Here is a 12,254-nt window from a genome sequence, read left to right as displayed (position 1 = left end):
GTGCACCATGTGCTCATGGTCCCGACACCCGCCGGCAGCGCACTGCCCGCCAGCGCCTACCGCACCATCGCGGTCATCACCCTGACGATCTTCGCCGTCGCAGTCTCCTACGGCGCGATCTCCGGGGCCGCCGGCTTCCCGGTCTGGCAGACCGTCATGCTCGCCGTCTTCGCCCTCGGCGGGGCGGCCGAACTCACCTTCGTCGGCGTCGTCGCCGCCGGCGGAGCACCGATGCTCGCTGTGCTCGCCGGCCTGCTCGTCAACACCCGCAACCTGCCCTTCGGCCTCACCGTGGGCGCGTGGATCCCGCAGGACGGCCGCTCGCTGCTGGCCGCCCATCTCGTCAACGACGAAACCGTCGCCTTCTCCCGCGCTCAGTCCACCGAACGCGCCCGCTGGCACGGATTCCTCATCATGGGTGTGGCGATCTTCATCTGCTGGCCGATCGGCGCAGCCACCGGCCAGTTGCTCGGCCGCATCGTCGATGCCGACGCCCTCGGCGTCGACGCCGCCTTCCCCGTCATCCTGCTGGCCCTCATCACCTCCGACCTCAAACACCGCATCACCGGCCCGGCCGCTCTGCTCGGCATGGCCATCGCCTTCGCTCTCACCCCGCTGCTGCCCCTGGGCCTCGGCCCGGTCTCCGGGCTGCTCGCCTTGGTGCCGTTCGGCATCTGGGCAGCGCTCCGCTCCCGAGGCGGTGGTCGCCGGTGAGCCCGTTCGTCTTCCTCATCAGCCTCGCCGGCTTAGCCGGCGGCACTTATCTGCTGCGCCTGACCGGCGTGCGCCTGGGCGGCATGACCCGCACCGCAGGTCCCGATGAGACCGCCCCGAGCCCTGCCCGCACCTGGCTCGACAGGTCTGCCGTCGTCCTCATCGCCGCCGTGGCTCTGACGACAGCGGTCTTCGACGGTCAGGAGCTGGCTGACCCGGCCCGGCTCATCGGAGTGGGTGCCGGTGTTGCGGCACTCATCTGCCGGGTGCCGATGCTCATCGCCGTGATCATCGCCATGGCTGTGACCGGCGGGCTGCGGGTGTCTGGCTTGCTAGGCTGAGGGCATGCAGGTCCTCGCCAACATCCAGAGCCTTCTCTACCTGGCGATCGTCGTCGTCGCCTTCGTCGTCGAGATCGCCGCATTCCTCGATTCGCTGCGCTACAAGGACGAGGTCTACCGTGCTGCGGATAAGAAGTCGAAGGTGTTCTGGACGGTGCTGCTCGGTGTTGCCGCCGTCGTCGGATTCCTCGCCCTGCCGCTGGGTGCCGGCGTGCGCTTTCCGTTCTTCCTCTCCCTGCTCGGCTTCGTCGCTGCAGCCGTGTACTTCGCTGATGTGCGCAAGGCTCTGCGCTCCGTCGACCCCCGGTTCCGCGGCCGATGACCGATACCGCGACAGCACCTGATCGCAACCATCCCGGTCCTGACACCGGCTATGTCTCGACCTTCGGCGACGGCGCTCCTGTGACCCTGTTCGGCCACGGGTTCTCCGGCGCGATCCGCGACACCCGCCCGTTCGCCACCGGTGTCGACGGCACGCGAGCGCTCGTCAACCTCGGCGGGCACGGCGGCCGCCCCTCACCGGGACGGCCCTGGACGTATCAGACGATCGCCGACCAGCTGGCCGACGCCCTCGAGCGCACGCGGGCCACCCGCGCCCTCGGCGTCTCCATGAGTGCCGGCGGCCTCGCCCGCCTCATCACCAGCCGCCACCCGGCAGCGACCAAGTTGGAGAAGGTTGCCTTTGTGCTGCCGGCGTCCTTCGACGGCTTCCCCGACCACATCGCCGCCCGCAACGCCGAACACCTGCACCTCATGCGCGGCCTGCTCAAGACCGGTGACCGCGAGGGCCTGTACGAGGCGCTGCTCGCCACTGAACCGGAGGACCTCACCGCCGCGAAACCGGTCCAGGACTGGGTGCGTCAGAAGGTCGACGCTCTCTTCGACACCGACATGTCCGACGGCGTCGGCCTCGCCGGTGAGATCGCCGTCGACAATCCGGAGGCCGCTGCCGAGTTCTCCGGCGAGGTTCTCGTTCTCACCCACGAAGACGACCCCGCCCACCCCGTCGAGATGGCCCAGCGGTACGCCGAAGCCTTCCCGACCGCCGAGCTCATCGTGCTGCCAGCCGGATCCATCCTGTGGAAGGGCCGCTCAGAAGTCCGCCGCATCCTCACCGGCTTCTTCAACGAAGAGGACACCCCACCAGCGTGAACATCGCGCTCATCAGCCTGCACACCGCCCCCGACGCCCAGCCCGGGCAGGGCGATGCCGGCGGGCTCAATGTCTACGTCCGCGCCACAGCCACCGAACTGGCAGCCCGCGGTCACCAGGTCGAGATCATCACCGCCGACCCCGCACTGAGTGTCGATGAGGCAACTGCGCGCCCTGACCCCGCGCCCGAGGCGCCGATCACCTGGGCAGCCAGCTCCCACCTCGGGCCCGGCGTGCGGGTCCACCGGCTGCATACCCCCGCCCGGACCAAAGAGGACCTGCTGACACACCTCGATGGAATCGCCTCCGCGCTGGCCGAGCTGCCGCAGCTCGCGGACTGCCAGGTCATCTGGGCGCACTACTGGATCTCGGCCGCCGCCGTCCTGCGGATGCGCGAGACCCACGGTACGGGCGCGAAGTTCGTCGTGTCCTTCCACACGATCGGCGCGGTCAAGGACCGCGACACCGGCACCCGGCGCGAACCGGCCGACCGACTGGCAGCCGAACCGCGCATCGCGGCTGCTGCCGACCTCGCCATCGCCAACACTCCTGCCGAACGCAGCGACATCATCGACCTGCTCGGTACGCCACCGGCACGCGTCATCGCCGCGGTGCCCGGCATCGACCACACCGTCTACACACCCGGCGACCGTCACGCCGCCCGCCACCGCCTCGGGCTCGGAACAGACCCCGTGTTGCTGGCCGTTGGGCGGATGCAGCACATCAAGGGCACCGATGTCGCGATCGCAGCGATGCAAGAGCTGCGCGATCAGCTGCCGTCCGCGCGGCTGTACATGCTCGGGGCCGCCAGTGGCACCGACACCCAGACCGCCGGGGCGATGGCCGAGGCGGCCACAGCCGAACCGGCGATCACTGTGCTGCCCCCGGAACCGGCCGAGCGGCTGGCCGACTGGTACCGGGCCGCCGATGCGGTGCTCGTGCCCAGCCGCAGCGAGTCCTTCGGCTTCGCCGCCGCCGAGGCCGCCGCCTGCGGCACGCCGGTCATCGCCGCCGCCGTCGGCGGGCTGCGCCACATCGTCACACCCGCCACCGGCGTCCTCCTCGAATCGCACGACCCCGAGGTGTGGGCGCAGGCGATCGCCAGGCTGCTTGGTGATGACGACACCCGGGCGCAGATGGCTGCTGCAGCCGTGCGTCAGGCCGCCCGGTTCACCTGGGAGCACTGTGTCGACACTGTGCTCAATGGGCTGTCCGGTGTCGGTGCCACAGCGTAGGCTGAGAACAGCAGTTTCGACCGTTTGAGGCAGGAGCGACAGATGCGCACGACCGACCCGCTTGCCGCCGCCGACCGGCTGGTGACCTGGGCTGAGGAATCCGGGCTCGAAGTCGACCGGCTCGCCGACACCCACGCGGTCGTCAGCCTGCCGGGGGAGAAGAAGCTCAAGACGACTGTGTCGGTCAAATGCAGCCCGCGCAGCATCGACCTGCAGGCCTTCGTCATCCGGCATGCCGATGAGAACCACGGCGAGTTCCACGCCTGGCTGCTGCACAAGAACTCCCGCCTCAAAGGCTTGGCGTTCGCCACCGACAAGCTCGGCGACGTCTACCTCAACGCCTCGATCCCGCCGCGCGCCTGGGACGACGACCTCATCGACGAGATCCTCGGCAAGTTCCTTTCAGCTGCCGACGAGAGCTTCAACGAACTCCTCGTCATCGGGTTCCTCACCTCGATGAAGAAGGAATGGGCCTGGCGGGTCAGCCGCGGGGAGTCCACCCGCAACCTCGCCGCCTTCGAACACCTGCTGGCCGAGGACAACGAATACCTCAAGGTGTGAGGCAGCCGGCGGCTGATGCCGCCCGCCGTTGGGCCGCCTGACCTGCCCCCGTTCTGCATGGTGGCGCTGTGCCACAATGGAGATATGACGTACAACCTTGTGCTGCTGCGCCACGGGCAGAGCGAATGGAACCAGAAGAACCTCTTCACCGGCTGGGTCGACGTGCCGCTGACCGAACAGGGCCGCACCGAGGCCGCTCGCGCAGGCCAGCTGCTGGCAGAGAAGAACCTGCTGCCCGAGGTGCTGCACACCTCCCGGCTCAAGCGCGCGATCATCACCGCTGACATCGCCCTCGAGCACGCCGACCGCGCCTGGATCGACGTCAAGCGCTCCTGGCGGCTCAACGAGCGCCACTACGGCGCCCTGCAGGGCAAGAACAAGAAGGAGATCCGCGACGAGTTCGGCGAAGAGCAGTTCATGACCTGGCGCCGCTCCTTCGACACCCCGCCGCCAGTCCTCGACGACTCCTCCGAATGGTCCCAGGCCGGCGACCCACGCTACGCCAACCTCGGGGATGCGATCCCGCGCACCGAATGCCTCGCCGATGTCATCGTGCGCCTGCTGCCGTACTGGTACGACTCGATCGTGCCGGACCTGCAGCTCGGCCGCACCGTGCTCGTCACCGCCCACGGCAACTCGCTGCGCGCACTCGTCAAGCACCTCGACGGGATCTCCGACGCTGACATCCCCAGCCTCAACATCCCGACCGGCATCCCGCTGCACTACGAACTCGACGAGAGCTTCGCACCGCTCAACCCCGGCGGCACCTACATCGACGCCGCAGCCGCAGAAGCGGCGATCGGCCAGGTCGCCAACCAGGGACGCTGAACCGCACCAGCATCGCAGACGCCATCTCACCTCGCGAGCACACGCGCAGGTGAGATGGCGTCTTCGCGTCGCTGCCGGCGGGTGTAGCCTCAGGGCATGAGCGTCCGCGATGTGTTCATCGCCCTCGGCGTCGTCGTGCTGTGGGGCATCAACTTCCTCTTCATCGACCTCGGCGTCCAGGACTGGCCGCCGCTGCTGCTCGTCGTCGCACGCTTCATCGTCGTCGTCTTCCCCGCCGTGTTCTTCGTCCCATTCCCGCGCGGGCGCTTCGGCCGGGTCCTGCTCGTGGGCCTGTTCATGTCCGCCGGCCAGTTCGGTCTGCTCTACGTCGCCATGTCCATGGGCCTGCCGCCAGGCCTGGCCTCGATTCTGCTGCAGATGCAGGCGGTGTTCACCACCATCGTCGCCGTCATCGTGCTGCGCGAATGGCCGCGCTCCCGCAGCGTCATCGGCATCATCATCGGTGTCGCCGGGCTGGCGGTCATCATCGCCGGACGCACCGCAGGCGTCCCGGCTATTGCGGTTGTCGTCGTGCTCGCCGCCGCGCTGTCCTGGGGAATCGGCAACGTCGCCGCCCGTGGTGCGGGCGTCGGCGGGGTCAGCCTGACGATCTGGTCGGCAACCGTCGTGCCGATCCCGCTGTTCGTCCTCTCCCTCATCATCGACGGACCGGCCGCCGTCGGCACCGCACTGGCCAACCCCACCTGGGGTGTCGTCGCCTCGACAGCCTACACCGCACTGTGCGCCTCACTCATCGGCTACGTCGCCTGGAACACACTGCTCGGCCGCTACGCCGCCGCCGAGGTCGCCCCGTTCACCCTCCTCGTCCCTGTCATCGGGGTCACCTCCGCGTGGGTGGTCAAGGGCGATGTGCCGACCGCCGCCGAGGTGGCAGGCGGCTGCCTGCTGCTGCTCGGGGTGGCCGTCACCACCGGGATCATCGGCCGCCGGCGCACACAGAAACGTCAGGGCCGCACCCAGATTGAGTGCGACCCTGACGATGATGCCGAACCGGCCGGCAGCTGAGCCTCATCTCAGCGAGAAGGCCTCAGTCCTTGGCGGACAGATCCGGGACCCAGCTGCCGGTGAGCAGGTACTCGACCCGCTGGGAGACGTTGACGGCCTGATCGCCGAAGCGCTCGAAGTAGCGCGAAAGCAGCGTGATGTCAGCGATCTGGGCGGGCGAGAGCGCGCCGTGGTCGGAGTCGGCGATGAGCGCGAAGACCCGCAGGTGCAGCTGGTCGAGCTCCTCGTCGATGGCGTTGATGAGCGGGACACCGCGCAGACCCGGGTTGTCGAGCAGCTGCTCCATCTCCTCACCGATCCGGATCGCGGCCTCGCCCATGCGCAGGAACACGTCGCGGAAGCCCTCCGGCAGCGCCGGCTGTGGGTGGCGGATGCGCACCAGCGAGGCGATGTGACGGGCGAGGTCGCCCATCCGCTCGAGGGCCACGCTCATCTTGAGTGCGGAGATGACAACACGCAGGTCAGCGGCAACCGGTGCCTGCAGCGCCAGCAGCTCAGCGGAGCGCTGGTCGAGATCGGCGGTCATATTGTCGATCTCAGTATCGGCGTCGATGACCTTCTCCGCCAGCTCCAGGTCGTTGTTCTCAAGAGCTTCAGTCGCTGAGCGCATCGCCTCGCTCACCTTGGCTGCCATTTCGACGAGCTCGTCGGCGATGTTCTCGAGCTCGGCCTTGAAGACCTCGCGCATTCGGAATGCTTCCTTTCAGATTGAAGCGTCAGACCCCTGGCTGCAGCGCATGCACGGCTGCGGCCACGGGGCCGTGAATCGTTCTCACCTTCCCAGTCAGCAGTGAATCCATGCTGACGGCTGGGTGAACAGTTCGCTAATGTCAGAACCGCCGTCATTATATCGGACAGGCGTCTCATGCGTTGGCCCGTATGCTGGTGTGTGTGGAAGATCCGTTGTTCATAGCTGCAGTGACAGGCCTCGTGGGCCTGGCGATCGGAATCGTCGCCATCCTGGCGTTCCGGTTCTCCGATCGCACGCGCGATTCCGCTGATCTGCACTCGAACAACGAGCTTCCCGACGGCATTGCCGAGGTGCTGGCCGTGCTGCCGAGCGCTGCGATCGTCGTCGACGCCGGCAATGACGTCATCAAGGCCTCACCGGCGGCCTACACCTTCGGGCTCGTGCGCGGCCACCGCATCGTCGCCTCCGAACTCGCCGCAGTCATCGACCGGGTCCGCACCCGCGGGCTCATCGAGGAGACGAACTTCGAAACCCAGCGCGGCCGCTCCCGCCAGGCGCTGCGCTACCTGCACGCCCGCGTCGCCCCGCTCGGCGCGGCATTCGTCCTCGTGCTGTGCGACGACCAGACCGACGCCCACCGGCTGGAGGCCGTGCGCCGCGACTTCGTCGCCAACGTCTCGCATGAGCTCAAGACCCCTATCGGGGCGATCGCGCTCTTAGCCGAGGCGGTCACCGACTTCTCCGACGACCCCGAGGCCGTCGAGCGCTTCGGCGGTCGCATGCAGCGCGAATCCCACCGGCTCTCCCAGCTCGTCCAGGAGATCATCGACCTCTCAGCCGTCCAGGACCACGAGGCACCCTCAGGTGAGATCATCCCGGTCGCCGACATCATCGACGACGCCGTCGACCGTGCCGTGACCGCAGCCGATGCCAAGAACATCTCGCTCACCGTCGACTGCCCCTCGGCCTGGGCCGTTGAAGGCAACCCGGACCTGCTGTCCAATGCGATCCGCAACCTCGTCGACAATGCCGTGAACTACTCCAATGCCGGCACCCAGGTCGGCATCGGGGTGCGGGTCAGCGACGAGCGGGTCTTCATCGCCGTCAGCGATCAGGGCATCGGCATGACCGGCGAGGAGACCGAACGGGTCTTCGAGCGCTTCTACCGCGTCGACCCGGCACGTTCCCGGGCGACCGGCGGAACCGGTCTGGGACTGTCGATCGTCAAGCACATCGTCGCCACCCACGGCGGTGAGGTGCGCGTGTGGTCGAAGCCCAAGCAGGGATCGACCTTCACCGTGGTGCTACCGTTGGCTCACACTGAGGAGCATCCGGTGATCGCCGAGGCTGCCGAATCCGGCATCCTCATCGCCGACGAACCTGAAGCCCGCCGGGCCCCAGCGCCGGAGAAGGAAGAGGACGGACGCGCCGTGGACGGCACGGTCGACCGTGAGACAACTGAAGAACAAAGGAAACAGACGACGTGACCCGCATTCTGCTCGTCGAAGACGAAGAATCATTCTCCGACCCCCTGTCGTACCTGCTCGGCAAGGAAGGGTTTGATGTCACCGTTGCCGCCGACGGCCTGGAGGCCATCGCCGAATTCGACCGGGTGGGCGCCGACCTCGTGCTGCTCGACCTCATGCTGCCCGGCGCCTCCGGGACCGAGGTGTGCCGCCAGCTGCGTGCGAAGTCGAACGTGCCGATCATCATGCTCACGGCCAAGGACTCCGAGATCGACAAGGTCGTCGGCCTTGAGCTCGGCGCTGACGACTACGTCACCAAGCCCTACTCCTCGCGTGAGCTGCTCGCCCGCGTTCGCGCCGTGCTGCGCCGCAACGCCGAACCCGATGACCTGATGGACTCCGTCATCGAAGCAGGCGGGGTGCGCATCGACGTCGACCGGCACGTCGCCAGTGTGCGCGGTGAGGAGCTGTCCCTGCCGCTTAAGGAGTTCGAACTCCTCGAGATGCTCGTGCGCAACGCCGGGCGCGTCATGACCCGCGGCCAGCTCATCGACCGGATCTGGGGCCAGGATTACGTCGGCGACACCAAGACCCTCGACGTGCACATCAAGCGCCTGCGCGCCAAAGTCGAAGTCGAACCCTCCCGCCCGCAGCTGCTCGTCACCGTCCGCGGACTCGGCTACAAGTTCGAAGGCTGAGCCCGCCGATAGCGAGAAATCTGGACGCGAAGCTCTTAATGATGAGCACGCGGTCTGAATAGAGGAGCCAATGGCCGAGAGCGAGCTGCAGCAGGATATCAATAGTCTCGACGAGGGGTATGGAATTACCATGGCGTACCTCGGACGCCTGGTCGAGAATCCAGCCTCAGTGGAGCGGGATGCGAACAGTGCAATCGCTACTCACATGCGGAAATTCGGCGAATTAGAACAGCACCTCAACCCTGCGTATCTTGCGTGGAGGTCTATTGCCAGCGCAGGTGAGCACGCTGGAATAGCGGAGCACCTCCGCTTTGTGACGGGTGGAGGAATTCTCGATCGCCCACAGGCGAGCTTGGCGCGCGCAACCCTGCTTGGCGCCGCAAGAGCGATTTTTGTTCTGCAGCCCGATTCCGCGAGAGAGAGAATATCTCGGGCCGCGAAGCTTGCGAATAACGAAGCAAAAGACGCGCGCCGGATGCTCGATGCATGGAGTGACCGGACAGCAATGGTTCCGGGCCTACTAGCCTCACTGGACAAACATACGTCGGAGCTCGCGGAAAGCGCGGGTCGAATACTAGTACGTGAGGGGCTTAAAGAACGGACCTCCGTAAATGAGTCGGATATGTTTCGGGTCGTCGCTCCTCAGCTGCCTGGAGATCCCGATCAGTCAGTCACCAGAGTCTTCGAGCTTTGGAACCGTGCTTCGGGAGTAGCACACGCCCGATCATGGACTTGGAACACGCCGTACGGCATAGACCATCAATTCGACTTCATCGATACATGGTCGGTTCCAGTCGAGCTTCTGGTTGAGGCATGGAAACTCTGGAACTTGCGCCGAGGCATTGACAATCCCTCGCCTGAGCCGCCGATCGGGTGGGAGCCAGATCGTGATCACTGGGGCTCATATCCGCGAAACGATCGAGAGTAATACCCGGCGGTGAGCGCACGAAGAAGGGGAGGCAGAGCATCTGCTCTGCCTCCCCTTCTATGTCTGAGCGGATCAGGGGGTCGCGGTCGGCGACTCCTCTGGCCCGGGGGTCTCGACGACGCCGGTGGCGGAATCGTCACCGGGAGCGCCGGTGGGCTCGAGATCCTGGTAGTCAGGGTGGGCGCCGTTGAGCACCTGGGTGCGCACGATCTCGGTCTCGCCGTTGATCGTCACCTCGACATCGACCTTGTCGCCGGGCTTGCCGCCGTAGTTCTCGGTCAGCAGCGGTTCGGACTCAGCGGCGGCGTTCTCCGGGTTCTGCACCCAGCGGCCGCCGGCCGGTACGGTCTCCGAAGCGGTGGCGGAGCCGACGGAGATCTGGACGTCGGCGTCCTCATCGGAGTTGTTGACGACAGTGAAGAACACTTGCGCGACATCGTCGTCATTGGCGATGAGCAGCAGTCCGCGGACCTTGACCTGCTCGTTCTCGACGTTCCAGGCTCCGTCGCCGCCGTTGTACTGATACTCCGCGGTCTGCTGCGCCGACAGCAGGCTGGCACAGCCGCTGGCAGGGATCACGAGGGCGACGGCAGCGGCAGCGAGTGCCGCACGAGTGGACCGTTTCACGTTCAAGCTCCTTGGAGTGACGACGGAGTGAAATGACAGAATCACTGGATATCCTACCTGCTTTTTGACCGCACGTAGAACTCACCCGCTGACCGCACCCCCATCCCCAGCCCGGTGCCCGAGGTGGTCGCGTGCCCGGGAGTCCAACGCGCGCCCGCGTAGCGCGTGGATCCGGCCGATGCAAGGCGTGCACCTTAGCACGATTCGGCCCCCGGCACACCGTCTTACGCGGCGTGTTCGTGGTAAACTGGAAGTCCGCGAAAGGGGAAATGAAGAACATGAGTTTTCAGGTCGGCGACACAGTTGTTTATCCGCACCACGGGGCAGCCACAGTCCAGGAGATCAAGACCCGGGCGATCAAGGGCGAAGACAAGCTCTATCTGAAGCTTCAGGTATCCCACGGCGATCTGACCATCGAAGTGCCAGCCGAGAACTGCGATCTCGTCGGCGTGCGCGATGTGGTCGGCGAAGAGGGGCTGGAGAAGGTCTTCCAGGTGCTGCGGGCTGACATTTCAGAAGAGCCCTCCAACTGGTCCCGCCGCTACAAGGCAAATCTCGAGAAGTTCCAGTCCGGCGACGTCATCAAAGTGGCTGAAGTCGTCCGCGATCTGTGGCGTCGCGAGCAGGACCGGGGGCTCTCCACCGGCGAGAAGCGCATGCTCGCCAAGGCCCGCCAGGTGCTCGTCTCCGAGCTTGCCCTGGCTGAGAAGAAGGAAGAGGAAGAAGCCGAGGCCCTGCTCGACGAGGTCCTCGCATCCTAAGAACCTGCATCGTCATCCCGGCCGCCGGCTCTGGCACCCGCCTGGGAGCCGGCATTCCGAAGGCATTTGCCGAACTGGCCGGAACGACCCTGCTTGAGCACTGTGTTCGCGGTGCACACGCCTCGGGAGTCGCCGATCATATCGTGGTCGCCGTTCCCGAGGCGTTCCTCGCCTCCGCACGGGACACCCTCGGCACCGCCGCCGAGGTGGTGGCCGGTGGCGCTGATCGCGTCGCCAGCGTGCGTGCAGCCCTGGTAGCCGCCCAGCGCTCCGATCCTGGCATCGAAGCCGTGCTCGTCCACGACGCCGCCCGCTGCCTGACACCTCCCGAGGTGTTCACCCGCGTCACCGATGCCCTGGGCGCCGGTGCCCAGGCAGTCGTGCCGGTGCTGCCGGTGACCGATACGATCAAACGCGTCGAGACGCTGCGCAGCCCATGCGCGGCCGCCGGAGACGAACGCGTCATCGGCGACATCGACCGCGAGCAGCTCAGGCGTGTGCAGACCCCGCAGGGCTTCGCCGTCGAGGTGCTCGAAGAGGCACACGCCCTGCAGGCCCGCGACCCGATCACTGCCACGGATGACGCGATGCTCGCCGAACGCCTCGGCCACGACGTGCGGGCGGTTGCCGGTGATGAGCGGGCGCTGAAGATCACCCACCCGCTCGATATGCGCATCGCCGAACTGCTGCTGGAAGACGCGACTGCTGGAGGGCAGAACCGATGAGCGAGAACTCTCCGATCCTGCCGCGGGTGGGCATCGGCACCGACGTCCATGCCTTCTCGAAGGATCCCGGCCGGCCGATGTGGCTCGCCGGTCTCCTGTGGGAAGGCGAAGTCGGGCTTGAGGGACATTCGGATTCCGATGCCGTCGCCCATGCCTGCTGTGATGCGCTTTTCACAGCCGCCGGCATCGGGGATCTGGGCGCGCACTTCGGCGTCGACCGGCCGGAACTCGCCGGCGCCTCGGGAGCGGAGCTCCTGACGGAGGCCGCCCGGCTCGTGCGCGCAGCCGGGTTCGAGATCGGCAGCATCGCCGTGCAGGCGATCTGCAACAGGCCCAAGATCGGCACGCGCCGGGACGAGGCCCAGCATGTGCTCTCGGCTGCCGCCGGTGCACCGGTCGCAGTCTCCGGCACGACGACTGATGGGCTCGGCCTCACCGGCCGCGGCGAGGGGATCGCAGCGATCGCGACCGCCGTCGTGGTCCAGCGCAGCTGAGGCGCTT

At 66.8% G+C, this 12,254-nt stretch carries 16 protein-coding genes; 14 read left to right on the top strand and 2 right to left on the bottom strand.

Annotation, left to right across the window (positions count from 1 at the left end; genetic code table 11):
• Positions 1-15 precede the first annotated feature (15 nt).
• The 8 genes from HLA91_RS09575 to HLA91_RS09540 all read left to right on the top strand — a co-directional run bounded on the left by HLA91_RS09575 (position 16) and on the right by HLA91_RS09540 (position 5,857).
• Positions 16-714 carry an AzlC family ABC transporter permease gene (locus HLA91_RS09575; RefSeq protein WP_170274485.1) on the top strand — a complete coding sequence of 233 codons (699 nt, stop codon included), beginning with the start codon at positions 16-18 and terminating at the stop codon, positions 712-714.
• Positions 711-1,055: an AzlD domain-containing protein gene (locus tag HLA91_RS09570; RefSeq protein WP_170274484.1), complete on the top strand. Its 345-nt coding sequence runs from the start codon at positions 711-713 to the stop codon at positions 1,053-1,055. Before HLA91_RS09575 ends, HLA91_RS09570 begins: the two co-directional genes overlap by 4 nt.
• A gap of 4 nt (positions 1,056-1,059) precedes the next feature.
• On the top strand, positions 1,060-1,377 hold the full coding sequence (locus tag HLA91_RS09565) for a DUF2516 family protein (RefSeq protein ID WP_102162015.1): 318 nt from the start codon (positions 1,060-1,062) through the stop codon (positions 1,375-1,377).
• Complete coding sequence (locus HLA91_RS09560; protein WP_170274483.1) at positions 1,374-2,207, top strand: alpha/beta fold hydrolase; 834 nt, start codon at positions 1,374-1,376, stop codon at positions 2,205-2,207. The genes HLA91_RS09565 and HLA91_RS09560 overlap by 4 nt, the downstream gene beginning before the upstream one ends.
• A complete protein-coding gene (locus tag HLA91_RS09555) occupies positions 2,204-3,442 on the top strand; it encodes a glycosyltransferase (protein ID WP_170274482.1) in 1,239 nt (412 codons plus the stop codon). Before HLA91_RS09560 ends, HLA91_RS09555 begins: the two co-directional genes overlap by 4 nt.
• A 42-nt stretch (positions 3,443-3,484) precedes the next feature.
• Positions 3,485-4,003: a YbjN domain-containing protein gene (locus tag HLA91_RS09550; RefSeq protein ID WP_102162012.1), complete on the top strand. Its 519-nt coding sequence runs from the start codon at positions 3,485-3,487 to the stop codon at positions 4,001-4,003.
• A gap of 84 nt (positions 4,004-4,087) precedes the next feature.
• Positions 4,088-4,831: a phosphoglyceromutase gene (locus tag HLA91_RS09545; protein WP_170274481.1), complete on the top strand. Its 744-nt coding sequence runs from the start codon at positions 4,088-4,090 to the stop codon at positions 4,829-4,831.
• Positions 4,832-4,927: 96 nt separating this feature from the next.
• The gene (locus HLA91_RS09540) at positions 4,928-5,857 is read left to right on the top strand and encodes an EamA family transporter (RefSeq protein ID WP_170274480.1); all 930 of its coding nucleotides are present in this window, start codon (positions 4,928-4,930) and stop codon (positions 5,855-5,857) included.
• A 22-nt stretch (positions 5,858-5,879) separates the two neighbouring features.
• Here HLA91_RS09540 and phoU read toward each other — a convergent pair whose 3' ends face one another.
• Positions 5,880-6,545 (bottom strand): phosphate signaling complex protein PhoU, encoded by a 666-nt coding sequence (gene phoU / locus HLA91_RS09535; RefSeq protein ID WP_170274479.1) that lies wholly within the window; start codon positions 6,543-6,545, stop codon positions 5,880-5,882.
• 230 nt (positions 6,546-6,775) lie between these two features.
• On the opposite strand from phoU, the gene HLA91_RS09530 reads away from it, so the two are divergent.
• From HLA91_RS09530 to HLA91_RS09520, 3 genes are all read left to right on the top strand, one after another.
• On the top strand, positions 6,776-8,035 hold the full coding sequence (locus tag HLA91_RS09530; protein ID WP_259844620.1) for an ATP-binding protein: 1,260 nt from the start codon (positions 6,776-6,778) through the stop codon (positions 8,033-8,035).
• The gene (locus HLA91_RS09525; RefSeq protein WP_165883652.1) at positions 8,032-8,712 is read left to right on the top strand and encodes a response regulator transcription factor; all 681 of its coding nucleotides are present in this window, start codon (positions 8,032-8,034) and stop codon (positions 8,710-8,712) included. Before HLA91_RS09530 ends, HLA91_RS09525 begins: the two co-directional genes overlap by 4 nt.
• A 70-nt stretch (positions 8,713-8,782) precedes the next feature.
• A complete protein-coding gene (locus tag HLA91_RS09520) occupies positions 8,783-9,640 on the top strand; it encodes a hypothetical protein (RefSeq protein WP_170274478.1) in 858 nt (285 codons plus the stop codon).
• Positions 9,641-9,712: 72 nt separating this feature from the next.
• On the opposite strand, the gene HLA91_RS09515 is transcribed toward HLA91_RS09520, so the two are convergent.
• A complete protein-coding gene (locus HLA91_RS09515; protein WP_170274477.1) occupies positions 9,713-10,267 on the bottom strand; it encodes a hypothetical protein in 555 nt (184 codons plus the stop codon).
• Between the two features lie 278 nt (positions 10,268-10,545).
• Between HLA91_RS09515 and HLA91_RS09510 the strand changes: the two genes are divergently transcribed.
• From HLA91_RS09510 to ispF, 3 genes are read left to right on the top strand one after another with little or no spacing between them, the layout of a single operon-like run.
• Positions 10,546-11,028, top strand: a complete 483-nt coding sequence (locus HLA91_RS09510; protein WP_102162005.1) for a CarD family transcriptional regulator — start codon at positions 10,546-10,548, stop codon at positions 11,026-11,028.
• Entirely contained in the window at positions 11,022-11,753 is a 732-nt protein-coding gene (gene ispD, locus HLA91_RS09505; protein ID WP_170274541.1) for a 2-C-methyl-D-erythritol 4-phosphate cytidylyltransferase, read from the top strand. Before HLA91_RS09510 ends, ispD begins: the two co-directional genes overlap by 7 nt.
• Positions 11,750-12,247, top strand: coding sequence for a 2-C-methyl-D-erythritol 2,4-cyclodiphosphate synthase (gene ispF / locus HLA91_RS09500; protein WP_170274476.1), 498 nt, complete (start codon positions 11,750-11,752; stop codon positions 12,245-12,247). The genes ispD and ispF overlap by 4 nt, the downstream gene beginning before the upstream one ends.
• The last annotated feature ends 7 nt before the right edge of the window (positions 12,248-12,254 follow it).

It is taken from the genome of Brevibacterium luteolum (genome assembly GCF_013004595.1).
Taxonomy (GTDB): Bacteria; Actinomycetota; Actinomycetes; order Actinomycetales; family Brevibacteriaceae; genus Brevibacterium; species Brevibacterium luteolum.
This window is presented reverse-complemented; position numbering and strand designations above follow the sequence as displayed.